Origin of the sequence: Paracoccus denitrificans (genome assembly GCF_900100045.1) — a bacterium.
GTDB lineage: Bacteria > Pseudomonadota > Alphaproteobacteria > Rhodobacterales > Rhodobacteraceae > Paracoccus > Paracoccus denitrificans.
Map to the genome: position 1 here is coordinate 72,473 of NZ_FNEA01000022.1, position 12,971 is coordinate 85,443.

Annotated in this window: 11 protein-coding genes and 1 pseudogene; 2 read left to right on the forward strand and 10 right to left on the reverse strand. The window is 68.3% G+C overall.

What is annotated here, in order from left to right; all coding sequences use genetic code 11:
* A complete protein-coding gene (locus tag BLT64_RS18495) occupies nt 1-951 on the forward strand; it encodes a delta(1)-pyrroline-2-carboxylate reductase (RefSeq protein WP_011747510.1) in 951 nt (316 codons plus the stop codon).
* A gap of 145 nt (nt 952-1,096) precedes the next feature.
* Here the strand turns inward: BLT64_RS18495 and fdhA are convergent, their stop codons facing one another.
* The 4 genes from fdhA to BLT64_RS18515 form a co-directional block, all read right to left on the reverse strand.
* Complete coding sequence (fdhA, locus tag BLT64_RS18500; RefSeq protein ID WP_011747511.1) at nt 1,097-2,281, reverse strand: formaldehyde dehydrogenase, glutathione-independent; 1,185 nt, start codon at nt 2,279-2,281, stop codon at nt 1,097-1,099.
* A 31-nt stretch (nt 2,282-2,312) separates the two neighbouring features.
* Nucleotides 2,313-3,422, reverse strand: coding sequence for a 4-hydroxyproline betaine 2-epimerase (gene hpbD / locus BLT64_RS18505; RefSeq protein WP_011747512.1), 1,110 nt, complete (start codon nt 3,420-3,422; stop codon nt 2,313-2,315).
* Between the two features lie 63 nt (nt 3,423-3,485).
* The gene (locus BLT64_RS18510) at nt 3,486-4,553 is read right to left on the reverse strand and encodes an FAD-binding oxidoreductase (protein WP_011747513.1); all 1,068 of its coding nucleotides are present in this window, start codon (nt 4,551-4,553) and stop codon (nt 3,486-3,488) included.
* A gap of 2 nt (nt 4,554-4,555) precedes the next feature.
* A complete protein-coding gene (locus BLT64_RS18515) occupies nt 4,556-5,794 on the reverse strand; it encodes an aromatic ring-hydroxylating oxygenase subunit alpha (RefSeq protein ID WP_041529825.1) in 1,239 nt (412 codons plus the stop codon).
* A 128-nt stretch (nt 5,795-5,922) separates the two neighbouring features.
* Here BLT64_RS18515 and BLT64_RS18520 point away from each other — a divergent pair, with 128 nt between their 5' ends.
* Nucleotides 5,923-6,798 carry a LysR family transcriptional regulator gene (locus BLT64_RS18520; protein WP_011747515.1) on the forward strand — a complete coding sequence of 292 codons (876 nt, stop codon included), beginning with the start codon at nt 5,923-5,925 and terminating at the stop codon, nt 6,796-6,798.
* Between the two features lie 6 nt (nt 6,799-6,804).
* Here the strand turns inward: BLT64_RS18520 and BLT64_RS18525 are convergent, their stop codons facing one another.
* The 6 genes and pseudogenes from BLT64_RS18525 to BLT64_RS18550 all read right to left on the reverse strand — a co-directional run.
* Entirely contained in the window at nt 6,805-8,283 is a 1,479-nt protein-coding gene (locus BLT64_RS18525) for an FAD-dependent oxidoreductase (protein ID WP_011747516.1), read from the reverse strand.
* A complete protein-coding gene (locus BLT64_RS18530; protein ID WP_011747517.1) occupies nt 8,280-9,068 on the reverse strand; it encodes a pyrroline-5-carboxylate reductase family protein in 789 nt (262 codons plus the stop codon). The genes BLT64_RS18525 and BLT64_RS18530 overlap by 4 nt, the downstream gene beginning before the upstream one ends.
* A complete protein-coding gene (locus tag BLT64_RS18535) occupies nt 9,065-10,108 on the reverse strand; it encodes a quaternary amine ABC transporter ATP-binding protein (RefSeq protein WP_011747518.1) in 1,044 nt (347 codons plus the stop codon). The genes BLT64_RS18530 and BLT64_RS18535 overlap by 4 nt, the downstream gene beginning before the upstream one ends.
* Complete coding sequence (locus BLT64_RS18540) at nt 10,101-10,991, reverse strand: ABC transporter permease (protein ID WP_011747285.1); 891 nt, start codon at nt 10,989-10,991, stop codon at nt 10,101-10,103. Before BLT64_RS18540 ends, BLT64_RS18535 begins: the two co-directional genes overlap by 8 nt.
* A 76-nt stretch (nt 10,992-11,067) precedes the next feature.
* Nucleotides 11,068-12,069, reverse strand: a complete 1,002-nt coding sequence (locus BLT64_RS18545; protein ID WP_011747284.1) for a glycine betaine ABC transporter substrate-binding protein — start codon at nt 12,067-12,069, stop codon at nt 11,068-11,070.
* A 531-nt stretch (nt 12,070-12,600) separates the two neighbouring features.
* A pseudogene (locus BLT64_RS18550) lies at nt 12,601-12,971 on the reverse strand (TetR/AcrR family transcriptional regulator); the annotation flags it as partial.

Sequence of the window (12,971 nt, forward strand, 5' to 3'; positions counted from 1 at the left end):
ATGGCGCGCAAAAGCTCCGCTCCGCAATTCCTGTCCTACGGGGACGCGACAGGCCGGCTAAGCTGGCGCGATGCCGTCGAGGCGCTGCGCCAGGGCCACACCCTGCCGCAGGCCCAGATCAGGGACGTGTTCCTTGGCCCGCCCACCGGCACGATGATGAGCCGCTCGGCCTGGATCGAGGGGCTGGGCTACGGCGCCAAGACCTTCACCGTCTTCGACGGCAATGCGGCACGCGGCCTTCCGACAGTGCAGGGCGCCATGCTGGTCTTCGACAAGGATGACGGCCGGCTGCAAGCCATCGTGGACAGCCCGCTGGTCACCGAATTCAAGACCGCCGCCGATTCCGTCCTGGGCGCAAGCCTGCTTGCGCGACCGGACAGCCGGCATCTGCTGATCGTCGGTGCGGGGACGGTCGCGGCCAGCCTTGTGCGGGCCTATACGGCGGTGCTGCCGGGGATCGAGCGCGTCTCGGTCTGGGCCCGCCGCCCGCAGCAGGCGCAGGATCTGATCGAAGGGCTGGACGGCATCGAGGCGGATCTGGCCGCGGTCAGCGATCTGCCGGCCGCGGTGGGGCAGGCCGACATCGTCTCTTCGGCCACCATGGCGCGGCAGCCGGTGATCCTGGGCGCCTGGGTGCGGCCCGGCACCCATGTCGACCTGATCGGCGCCTTCAAGGCCGACATGCGCGAGGCCGACGATGCGCTGATGGCAAGGGCCGCGCTGTTCGTGGACAGCCGCGAGACCACGCTGGGCCATATCGGCGAGCTGATGCTGCCCATCGCCTCGGGCGCGATCACCGCCGAAAGCGTGCTGGGCGATCTCTATGATCTCGTGCGTCCCGGTGCCCGCCGGCGGCAATCGGAGGACGAGATTACCGTGTTCAAGAACGGCGGCGGCGCGCATCTGGACCTGATGATCGCGTCCTACATTGCGCGCGTGATGGCGGGGTAGGAGCGGGGCCGGGAAGCAGCCATTCGTCGCTGGTGAGCGGTCCATCCGCTTCCCATCAGCCGCCGGGCCATGAGATTTCGGCTTATCGAAACGAAAGGCCGGCCAAGGATTATGGCCGGCCTTCCCGCGTTGCGGACCTGTCGGCTCAGGCCGCCAGCATGCCATGTGGGTCGAGGACGAATTTCTTCGCCACGCCCCGGTCGAAGCTTTCATAGCCCTGCACCGCCTGATCCAGCGGGATGACCGTGGCGTTCACGATATCGGCGATCGGCAGGCGGTCGTGCAGGATCGCCTGCATCAGCTGGCGGTTGTATTTCAGCACCGGGGTCTGGCCGGTGTGGAAGCTCTGCGCCTTGGCCCAGCCCAGGCCGAAGCGCATCGACAGGCTGCCATGCCTGGCTGCGTCGTCGACCGCGCCCGGATCCTCGGTCACGTAAAGCCCGGGAATGCCGATCTGGCCGGCGGCGCGGGTGATCTGCATCATCTGGTTCAGCACGATGGCCGGCTGCTCGCCGCCGGAATGGCCGCGTGCCTCGAAACCCACCGCGTCGATGGCGGCATCGACCTCGGGCGTGCCGGTGATCTGGGCGATCATCTCGGGCAGGTCGTCGCCTTTCGACAAGTCCACCGGCTCGAAGCCGACCTTGCGGGCGTGTTCCAGCCGCTCCTTGTTGAAATCGCCGACCATGACCACCGCCGCGCCGAGGATACGGGCCGAGGCGGCCGCCGCGAGGCCCACCGGACCGGCGCCCGCGACATAGACCACCGAGCCGACGCCCACGCCCGCCTTCCAGGCGCCGTGAAAGCCGGTGGGCAGGATGTCGGACAGCATGGTCAGGTCGCGGATCTTCGCCATGGCCCGGTCGCGGTCGGGGAATTTCAGCAGGTTGAAATCGGCATAGGGCACCATGACATAGCGCGCCTGCCCGCCGATCCAGCCGCCCATGTCGACATAGCCATAGGCACCGCCGGCGCGGGACGGGTTCACCGTCAGGCAGACCCCGGTATCGCCCTCGCGGCAGCAGCGGCAGCGGCCGCAGGCGACGTTGAAGGGCACGGAAACGATGTCGCCGATCTCCAGCATCTCGACATCGGCACCCTTCTCGATCACCTCGCCGGTGATCTCATGGCCCAGAATCAGGCCGGGCTCGGCGGTGGTGCGGCCGCGGACCATGTGCTGGTCCGAGCCGCAGATATTGGTCGAGACGACCTTCAGGATCACGCCATGCGCGATCTTGCGCCTGTCCGGCGCCTCGAGCTTCGGGTCGGCGATGTCCTGCACCTCGACCTTGCCGGGGCCGATATAGACCACGCCTCTGTTGCTGCTCATTTGACTTGCTCCTCCTTCAAGTGAAACCGCTTCAGGAAAACGACGCAACCGGCGGACCGAACAGGCTTTCGTCGGGGGTGATGCCGAGGCCCGGGCCCTTGGGCAGGTCGATATGGCCGCCCGCGATACGGATGCCGTTCTCCTCGTCGTAGGGTTGCGCGATATAGGGCTGGGCGACCCAGACTCCCTCGTTCAGCCGGGGCTGGACGGTGGCGCCGATATGGGTGCAGGCGGCGGCGATGATGTCGCCGCCCCAGGCGTCGTCGCAGCTATGGGGCAGGGCGCGGGCCTCGCAGATGTCGCGGAACGCCGCCATCTGCTGCAGCCCGCCGATCCGCGTCAGCTTCATGCCGAACCCGTCGCAAAGCCCTTGGCCGGCGGCGCGGATCACCGTGGACAGATCCTCGCCGCTTTCGTCCAGATAGATGCCGTGCTGGACGCGGCCGCGAATGGCCGCGATCTCCTCCAGCGTGTTGCAGGGCTGTTCCAGCACGAAGGGGATCTCGGGGCATTCGCGGCTGAGCCGCAGCGCGTCGCGGGATGGCAGGCTGCGGTTGCCGTCCACCGCCAGCCGGGTGCCGGTGCCGCGGATGCGTTCCCAGACCTTGCGGACGGTCTCGATGTCGATCTCCACCGGCCGGCCGCCGATCTTGATCTGCAGGCGCGGGAAACCCTCGGCGACCTTTTCGGCGGCGATGCGGGCGATCTCGTCCGGCTGGCCGATGCCGGTCGCGTAATAGGAGGGCACGCGCTCGGCCGCGACGCCGCCCAAAAGGTCCGCCACCCGCACCCCGTAATGCTTGCCCATCAGGTCATAGGCGGCGATGTCGATGGCCGCCTTGGCGTAATTGTGCCCGCAAAGCAGCCCGTCCATCCGGCGGCGCAGGACCAGCGGCTGCAACGGGTTCGCGCCGATCAGGCCCGGCGCCATCTCGGCCAGGGCGGCGCGGGCGCCAAGCGCATGGCTGGGCGCATAGGTCGGGCCGACCGGGCAGGTCTCGCCCCAGCCCGCCAAGCCGCTGTCGGCGACGATCTTGACCAGCGTGGTCTGCAAGGACCAGACCGTCGAGCTGGCGATGGTATAGGGCCCGTCCTTGACCGGCAGGTCATGGGCATAGACGTGTATTTCGGCAATCTTCATGGCCTGTCCCTGTCATATTGCTTGAGCGATGCGTTTCAGGGGACCGATGGCCCCCTGGGATCGTCACAGGTCGATGGTGACGTCGCCGATGGGCCGCGAGCAGCAGGCCAGGATATAGCCCGCCTCGACATCCTCGTCGGTGATGCCGCCATTGTGGACCATGTGGACCTGGCCCGAGAGCTTGAGCACCTGGCAGGTGCCGCAGATGCCCATGCCGCAGCCCGAGGGGATCGGGATGCCCGCCGCCCGCGCCGTGGCCAGGATGGTCTCGGTCTCGGCGCAGCGGGCGGTCTTGCCCGAGGCGGCGAAGCTGACCTCGGCCAGCGCGTCCTCTTGCGGCACCACGTCCTCGGGCACCGTTTCGGCCTCGGCCGGCGGGCCGCCGAAGCTTTCCTGGTGATAGCGGGCCATGTCGTAGCCCAGCCCGTGCAGGATGTCGCGCACCGCCTGCATGAAGGGCTCGGGGCCGCAGCAATAGACGTCGCGTTCCAGGTAGTCTGGCGCGATCAGGCCCAGCATCAACTGGTTGAACATGCCGCGATAGCCGGTCCAGGGCCGATAGGGGTCGGGTTCCTCGACGATCCATTTCAGGTCGATTCCGGCGACGCGCGTCGCCATATGCTCCAGCCGCTCGCGGAAGATGATCTCGGAGGGGCGGCGGGCGCAGTTGACGAAGACAATGTCGGGATCGCGCCCGGAATCGTAAAGGAAGGTGGTCATCGACACCATCGGCGTGATGCCCGAGCCGGCCGAGATGAACAGGTATTTCTCGGCCGGATCCTGCATCATCGAGAACTTGCCGGCGGGGCCGCGGGCGCGGATCCGCATCCCGGGCCGCAGGTGGTCGAACATCCAGCGCGTGCCGATGGATGCCTTCTGCGCCTTGACCGTCACCGTCAGCGAGGTCGGCCGCGAGGGCGAGGACGAGATCGTATAGGTGCGGTGCAGCGCCCCGCCGGGCAGCGGCAGTTCCAGGGTCAGGAACTGCCCCGGCTCGAAGCTGAACAGCGCGCCGGATGGGCTGCGAAAGCAGAAGGTCATCACATCCGGCGCCTCGCGCAGGAACGATACGCATTCCAGCTCTTCGGCGTCGGTCCAGAAGGCCAGCGTCGGTTTCGTCGGCGCGTTCATGGTCACTCGGCCGCCATGCGGCTGGGGGCGAGGCTGCGTTCCATCCATGCGGCATACCAGTCGATGAACTGGATCACGCCGCTTTCCCAGTCGGGCGAATAGGGGCCGGGGATATAGGCCGGCGAGAAGATGCCCTCCTGGTTGGTCTCGACGATCTCGCGATCCTCGTCATTGGTGGCGATCCAGACTTCGGTCAGGTGCTGAAGGTCGTAATCCACCCCTTCGACCGCATCCTTGTGGACCAGCCAGGTCGTCGTCACCTCGGTCTCGGTCGGGCTGATCGGCGTGACGCGGAAGGTCAGCGAATGGTCGGGCAGGAAATGGTTCCAGGTCGAGGGATAATGGAAGACCAGCAGCGAACCGGCATCGGGCTTGGCGACGCGGCCCAGCTGGCGCGCCACCGCTGCCTTGCCGTCCATCGTATAGCTGACGGCGGTTTCCTGCAGCGGCATCCGCGCCAGCCGGAACTGGCCGTCGCCGCCCAGCAGGAATTGCGCCGGGGCGCCGGCTGCGGCACAGGCATCGAAGTGATCCTGGATGCGCTGCGAGATCGAGCCGTCGGCCGACACGCCAGCCACTTCGGGGTCCAGCGGGAAGGACCGGCACAGCGCCGGGTGGTTGCCGCTGCAATGATAGCATTCGCGGTTGTTTTCCCAGACCAGCTTCCAGTTGCCCTTCTCGATGATCGAGGAGCTGTAGGCGACCTTGGCGTCCTGAAGGTCGTGCACGCCCAGATAGGGCTCGGCGGCGCGGGCGAAAGCCTCGAAATCCGGCGGCGTGTCGGCCAGGCAGATATAGATCAGCCCCTTGAGGTTGCGCAGCGCCACGCTGCGCAGCCCGTGCTGCGTCGGGTCAAAGTCGGGGCCCATGCTGTTGGCCCAGATAAGCTTGCCATCCAGGTCGTAGGTCCATTGGTGATAGGGGCAGACCAGCTTGGCCACCTGGCCCTCGCGCGCCTTGCAGACGATCGAGCTGCGATGCCGGCAGGAGTTGTGGAAGGCGCGGATTTCCCCGTCGCGGCCCTTGACGATGACGATGTTATAGGCGCCGATCCGCAGGGTCGCGTAGCTGCCGGGCTTGACCAGTTGGCAGGCCGGGATGGCATAGAGCCATTCGCGGTAGAAGATGTGCTCCAGATCCTGCTGATAGATCTCGGGCGAGGTATAGAAGGGCTGTTCCAGCGCGTGTCCGGGAATCCGGCGGGCGAGCAGGTCATGCAGATTCGTGTTGGTGGCGGACATGTTCGGCTTCCATGGGGCGAGGGTGAATCCTGCCTGCGACAATCGGCTGCATGCGGCATCTTGACAACGGCATAAAAATTCACCTTGGCTTAGCTGGTCTAACCTGAAAGCCATCGGGAGCGAATTGGTTGCGCAGACCCTACGACCTTGCCTCGATCACCGCCCTGATGTGTTTCGAGGCCGCGGCCCGCAAGATGAGCTTCAAGGAAGCCGCAAAGGAGACTAACGTCACCCCCGCTGCGATCAGCCACCAGATCAAGGCGCTGGAGCAGGATCTAGGCTGCGCGCTGTTCATCCGCCGGCATCGCGGGGTGGAACTGACCGAGAAGGGCGCCTTCCTGCTGGTCGCCCTGCAGCGCGGTTTCGAGACCATCTCGGATTGTGTCGTGCAACTGCGCGAAAGCCCCGAGACGGTCGATGTCACGATCCGCGCCTCGACCGCGGTCAGCGCGCTGTGGCTGACCCCCAAGATCGGGGCGTTCTGGAAGATTCATCCGGGCATCACCGTTTCGCAGATCATCAGCGACGTGCCGGGCTCGGGCGGCCGGCACGACCTGAGCATCCGCTATGCCATTCCCCAGGACAATGGCGAGGAATGGCGGCCGCTGTTCCATGACCGGATCCTTGCCCTGGGAACGGAGCGCTTTCGCCAAGAACACGGCATTCGCAGCGCCGCCGACCTGATGTCTGCCCCGCTGATCCACATGCGCAGCGAGGAGAACGACTGGACCGGCTGGACGGAATGGTTCGCCGCCCTGGGCCTTTCCGTGCCAAGGGGGCGCAGCCTGCATGTGAACAATCACATGATCGCCCTGCAGGTGGCCGAGGACGATGTCGGCGCGGTGCTGGGCTGGGACGGGCTGCTCGGAAACCTGCTGGAACAGGGCCGGCTGGTCCAGCTGGTGCCGGAAAGCATCCCTTCTCCGGCCGGCTTCTACCTGACCATCCACCCCCGCGCCTCGGTGAAAGCCCGGCTGTTCGCGGATTGGCTGGCGGAGGGCTGAGTCGCGTCAGATCTGGCGATAGACCCGGTCCGTATCTTCCTCGAAATGCCGCAACTCGTCCTGTCGGCGGGCCTCGGACCAACCGAGGCTGGCGGCGGCGATGCGCGACAGCGCCTCGGCCCGACCCCGGCCCAGGTCGGGCTCCAGTCCATCCGGCAAGCGACGGCGGATGAGGTCGGAGAGCCGCACCACATGTTCGCGGGCGGCCATCTGGCCGATGCCGTCGTCATGGGTTTCCGGGGCCGGAATGGCGCCGGTGGGTTCTGATCCCCGCTTGCCAAGCCGCTTTTCGACCGCCCGCGCCACCTTCCGCGCCGCGTGGCGATGCAGCATGATGGTCGAGCCGGTGACCGCCAGCAGGCCGGGCATCGCGGGATCCTCGGCCACCTCGACCGGCAGGCTGGTGGTCCGGCCGTCGCGGGTCGAGGTCGGCCGCACGCCGCACCAGCAATGCAGCACATCCGCACGCGTCAGTTGCAGGTCGGGGAACAAGTGGTTGGCCTCGGCCAGGATATAGTCGATCTCGCCGTCCTCGATGCGGATGTCGTCGGGATTGGCGGTGACCTCGGTCTCGGTCGGGCCGATGAAGTGGAAATCGCGCCAGGGAAAGACGTAATAGGGCTCGCCCTTGCGGGAAAAGGCCTCCAGCCCCTGGCCGCGGAACGCCTCGGGCAGGCGCACCATGACGTTGACGCCCTTGATGCCGATCACCCGGCGCTTGCCCGCCCCGCCGCCCGGCACCCGGTCGATCCAGGGGCCGGCGGCGTTCACCACCATGCGGGCGCGGACCTGCGCCCGGCCCTGCATCCCGGGCGCGCGTTCGTCCAGCGCGACCAGCCAGCCCTCGCCCTCGCGCGTGATCGCGGTGACTTCGGCATAGGTGCGGATGGTGGCGCCGCGCCGCTCGGCATCCAGCGCGGTATCGACGCAGATGCGTTCGGGCCAGGCATACATGTATTCCTCGAAGACCCCGACGCCGCGCAGGGGGCCGCCCAGGGCCGCCGCCATGGCGCTTTCGCCGGCGGCTTTCACGGCGGGAAGGCGGCGATAGGCCAGCGGCACCCGCCAGCCGTCCAGCGCCTCGACCAGGCGGAAGCCCAGATCGACCAGCCAGGGCGGATAGCGGTCTCCCTTGCGGAACGGATAGTGAAAGCGGTGTTTCGTCAGGTGGCCCGGCATGTCGCGGACGAGTTCCGCCCGGCAGCGCATCACGTCGCGCGTATAAAGCAGCCGCCGGATCATGTCGGCGGGCCGGAAGGGCATCTGCCACAGCGGATAGCGCGCGGCGAGATAGCCGAGCCCGGAATAGAGCATGCGGCTGGAACGCGACGAGGTGCCCGCGCCGATGTCGCCGCGATCGACCAGCAGCGTGCGAAAGCCGCGCCCGGCCAGTTGCCGGGCGCTGGCGCAACCCACCGCGCCGGCGCCGATGACGATCACGTCGTAATCCGTCCCGTCGAGGCTGGTAAGCGGCGGGCGGGTCACGCCGGACCCTTCGCCATGCGCCGCGCCTTGTCGGTCGCTGCCTCCAGCGCCGCGACAACAGCGCGGCTGAAGCCCGCCGCCTCGGCGGCCTCGAGGCCGGCGGCGGTGGTGCCGCGATAATCGCGATAGGCGGCGACCATGGCGGGCGCCTCGCTGATCCGGCCTTCCAGCAGCCGCGCGCCGCCGATGACGGCCGCCTCGGCCGCGCGCCAGGCGATGGGTTCGGAAACGCCCTGCGCCTGCATGAAGCCTGCCATCGCCACGGCCATCAGTGCCGGATAGGCGGCGCCCGAGCCGGGCAGGGCGGTCATCAGGTCGATCTGCGCCTCGGTTTCCAATTCGTCGGTGGTGCCGATGGCCGAGAGCAGGCGCCGCACCGTGTCGCGGTCGGCATCCGTCACGCCCTCGGCGACCCAGAAGGGCGAATATGACCCGCCGATCTCGGCGGCGGCATTCGGCATGACCCGCACGATCCGCCCGCCGCAGCGGGCCAGTTCGCGGGCATCCACCCCGGCCATGAAGGACAGGACCAGCCGCCCCTCGGCCCGCAGCGCCAGCCCCGGCCAGTCCTCGGGGCGCACCGAGACCACGACCACGTCGCTTTGCGCCGTCAGATCGGCCACGTCCCGGGCCCAGGTCACATCGGCATGGCCGTGATAATCGGGACGCGGCCCGCTGCGGTTCAGCAGCACCAGATCGCCCGGCCGGACGATCTGGCGCGACAAGAGCCCCGCGCCAAGCGCCGATCCCAGCCAGCCGGTTGCGCCGATGATGCCGATCTTCATGGGTTCGCCTCCACGCTCCCTGTATATGCGTTGATGGCATCCTGGAAGGGGATGACGCCGATGGTCTGGCCCTGGGGGTCCTGGACGCGCAGGGCCTGGAGGCGGTTGGCGGCCATCTGTTGCAGGGCCTCGGCGATGCTGGCGTCAGTGGCGATACTGGCCTCGGGCAGGGCGTCGAAGCCGTGCTGGGCCAGCATCACCGCGCCGACCTTCAGCACCTTGCCGCGGTCGACATGCTGCACGAAATTCGCCACGTAATCGTCGGCCGGGCGCAGCACGATGTCCTGCGCCGTGCCCTGCTGGATCACCGAGCCGTCGCGCAAAAGCGCGATGCGGTCGCCGATGCGCAGCGCCTCGTCGAGGTCGTGGGTGATGAAGACGATGGTCTTCCTGACCTCCTGCTGCAAATCCAGCAGCACCGTCTGCATGTCGTAGCGGATCAGCGGGTCCAGCGCCGAATAGGCCTCGTCCATCAAGAGGATCGGCGCGTCGTTGGCCAGCGCGCGCGCCAGGCCCACCCGCTGCTGCATGCCGCCCGAAAGCTGGCTCGGATAGCTCTTCTCGAAGCCGGAAAGCCCCACCCGCTCGATCCAGCGCATGGCGGTGCGGTAGCGCTCGGCCTCGGCCATGCCCTGCACCTCCAGCCCGTAGGCGGCATTGTCCAGCACCGTGCGATGCGGCAGCAGCCCGAACTTCTGGAACACCATCGCGGTCCGGTGGCGGCGGAATTCGCGCAGCTCGTCTTTGGACATCCCGACGACGTTGCGGCCCTCGATCACGATCTCGCCCGCGGTGGGCTCGATCAGCCGGTTGATGTGGCGGATCAGCGTCGACTTGCCCGAGCCCGACAGGCCCATGATCACCTGGATGCTGCCCGGCGCGATCTGGATGTTGATGTCGCTGAGCCCCAGCACATGGCCGTGGCGGGCCTGCAGCTCGGCCTTGGTCATGCCGGCGCGCACCGCTGCGACATGGGCCTGGGGGTTCGCGCCGAAGATCTTGTAGAGGTTGCGGATCTCGATGCCGATCGGATCAGTCATGGCTGGCCTCGCGATGTTTCTGCAGCCGCTTGCCCCAGGCCTGGCTGATGCGGTCGAAGAGGATGGCGATGCCGACGATGGCGAAGCCGTTGAACAGCCCCAGCGTGAAATACTGGTTCGAGATCGCCCGCAGCACCGGCTGGCCCAGCCCCTGCACCCCGATCATCGAGGCGATCACCACCATGGCCAGCGCCATCATGATGGTCTGGTTGATCCCGGCCATGATCGTGGGCAGCGCCAGCGGCAGCTGCGCCTTGACCAGCTTCTGCCAGGCGGAGGAGCCGAAGGCGTCGGTGGCCTCCAGCACCTCGGGATCGACCTGGCGGATGCCCAGGTTGGTCAGCCGGATCATCGGCGGCAGCGCATAGATCACCACCGCGATCAGCCCCGGCACCCGGCCGATGCCCAGAAGCATCACCACCGGGATCAGGTAGACGAAGCTGGGCATGGTCTGCATGATGTCCAGGATCGGGCTGACGACCCGCTGCACCCGGGCCGAGCGCGCCATCAGCACCCCCAGCGGCAGGCCGATGGCGATCGACAGGAGCGTCGCGGCCAGCACCATCGAGATGGTCTTCATGGTGTCGGCCCACATGCCGAACAGCCCGATCAGCACCAGCGTCAGGACCGAGCCGATCACCACCCGCAGGCTGCGGCTGGCGCCCCAGGCCAGGCCGGCCACGACCAGCAGGATCACCGGCCAGGGCGTGCCCAGAAGCAGCCGCTCGAACCAGATCAGCAGGGTCTGCAAGGGGCTGAAGAAGCCCTCGATCAGGTCGCCGTAGCTGCGGGTGAAGCTGCGGAAACCGTTGTCGATGCTGCGCTGCAGCGCGCGCAGCAGGGAATCGCTCAATTGGGGAAAGGACGTGAGCCACGATGTCATGGAGGCCTCGCGCATGGGGGTGCCGGGTCATGGCGGCGGGCGGGCCGGCCGGCCCCCCCGCCGCGCGGGGATCGCGTCAGAGCGCCGCCTTGATCTTCTCGGCGGCCTCGGGCGTGACCCATTCGGTCCAGGTCGCCTCGTTGCCCCGCAGGAACTCCTTGGCGCCGTCCTCGCCCTGGGCCTGGTTGTCGGTCATCCAGGCCATCAGCGCGTTCACGGTGTCGTTCGACCAGGAGCGCCTGGACAGGTAGTCCATCACCTCGGGCGGGGCGGCGTCGGCAAAGCCCTTGGCAACGACGGTCTGCACCTTGTCGGTGGGCCAGTCGTTCTTCTTCGGCTCGGCGCAATCGGCATTCGAGGTGCAGTTCTGCCACTCGTCCATGTCCAGCGCCACGCCGTGCTCCAGCCGGACCATCTCGTAGCGGCCCAGAAGCGCGGTCGGCGCCCAGTAATAGCCGACCCAGCCCTGCTGGCGCTCGTAGGCGCGCGCGATCGAGCCGTCCAGCCCGGCGGCCGAGCCGGTGTCGACCAGGTTGAACCCCGCCGCCTCGGCGCCGAAGGCCTTGTAGAGCTGGCTGGTGATCACCGTGCCGCCCCAGCCCGCCGGGCCGTTGAAGATGGCGCCCTTCGAGGCATCCTCGGGATCGGGGAACAGGTCGGGCCGTGCCAGCACGTCGTCGATGGTCTTCAGCTCGGGATTGGCGTCGGCCAGGTATTTCGGGATCCACCAGCCCTGGACGGCGCCGTCGGTCAGGATGTCGCCGGCCACGACGATCCGGTCCTCGGCCAGCCCCGACTGGATGACCTCCGGCACCAGGTCGACCCAGCCTTCCGGCGCCACCTCGGGCTGGCCCTTCTCCACCATCGAGGTCAGCGTCGGCACCGTGTCGCCCTGGATCACCTCGACGGTGCAGCCATAGCCGTTGCCCAGCACGAAGGCGTCCAGCGCCGCGGCAAGCTCGGCGCTCTGCCAGTTCATGCTGGCGATGGTCAGGCTGCCGCAATCGGCCGAGGCGGGGCCGGCCAGCGCCAGGAAGGGCAGCGCGAAGGCGGTGCCGAGAAGATAGGATCGTTTCATGGTCTCGTCTCCCAGTCGCGACGTTGATGATGGCTGCCCGGCCCGTCGCGGAAGGCCGGGTGGCTGGTTCGGGTCAGGACGGGCGGCCTGCCGTCTTGCGCCCCCGCCCGCGGCCCAAGGCCGGCAGGGGCGGCGCCATGCGGATCGGGGTCCTGCGGATCGGGGCGGGCGTGCGCGCCGCCGCCGATGCCACCACTACGGCCCTCGCGAAAGCGGGGTCGCCGCGGCCGAGGGCCGGGGTTGGGACCGGGGTCAGAGCCCGAGCCGGGCGGCCCGGCAGGGTGCGGGCGCGGGGGCAGCGGGGTCCAGTCGGGGCCGGGTCGGGCAATGGCATACCTGCCTTGGGATGGATCGGCCGGCGGCCGCTTGCCGCCGATGCGCCATCTTCCCAGCCGGGACGGCCCCCGGATGCGACGATAACGGCATGTCGTGCGGCAATATCGTCAGCAGGCCCCGGAAAGGCGCCGGGAAAGCAACCGGCAGAGCAACCGGGCGGCGGCCCGGCATCCCGGAGACTGCCCCCCGCGGCCCTCATCGCGGCACCGGGGCCAGGCGGGCGTTGAAGCGGGCGAGCTCGCGCGGCTCGGCGGCCTGCCCGGTATAGATCTCGACATAGGTCGGGATGCGCGCCAGCCGCGTCTCCAGCCCTTCCTGCGCCCGCATCGAGATATAGCCGATCTGCGTCAGGTAGATGGTCCGCGCCCGCACGTCGGCCTCCTGCTCCCCATGCCCCCAGCGCGCCAGCATCCCGCGCAGCGCCGAGAGCCGCGTCTCGTCCGCCGCCGCAACGCGCGTGCCGACCTTGCCGTCCTGCAAGGCCCAGCTGCGCACCGCGAATTCCAGCCGCGCGTCAAAGGCACCAGACAGAAAACACGCCAGAACGTTCAGCATCCCCTCGGCCA

Excerpts from the sequence above, each read along its gene's own strand:
- BLT64_RS18515 (WP_041529825.1), bottom strand. The coding sequence starts at position 5,794 with ATGTCCGCCACCAACACGAATCTGCATGACCTGCTCGCCCGCCGGATT.
- BLT64_RS18510 (WP_011747513.1), bottom strand. The coding sequence starts at position 4,553 with ATGAACGCGCCGACGAAACCGACGCTGGCCTTCTGGACCGACGCCGAA.
- fdhA (WP_011747511.1), bottom strand. The coding sequence starts at position 2,281 with ATGAGCAGCAACAGAGGCGTGGTCTATATCGGCCCCGGCAAGGTCGAG.
- BLT64_RS18545 (WP_011747284.1), bottom strand. The coding sequence starts at position 12,069 with ATGAAACGATCCTATCTTCTCGGCACCGCCTTCGCGCTGCCCTTCCTG.
- hpbD (WP_011747512.1), bottom strand. The coding sequence starts at position 3,422 with ATGAAGATTGCCGAAATACACGTCTATGCCCATGACCTGCCGGTCAAG.
- BLT64_RS18495 (WP_011747510.1), top strand. The coding sequence starts at position 1 with ATGGCGCGCAAAAGCTCCGCTCCGCAATTCCTGTCCTACGGGGACGCG.
- BLT64_RS18530 (WP_011747517.1), bottom strand. The coding sequence starts at position 9,068 with ATGAAGATCGGCATCATCGGCGCAACCGGCTGGCTGGGATCGGCGCTT.
- BLT64_RS18540 (WP_011747285.1), bottom strand. The coding sequence starts at position 10,991 with ATGACATCGTGGCTCACGTCCTTTCCCCAATTGAGCGATTCCCTGCTG.
- BLT64_RS18535 (WP_011747518.1), bottom strand. The coding sequence starts at position 10,108 with ATGACTGATCCGATCGGCATCGAGATCCGCAACCTCTACAAGATCTTC.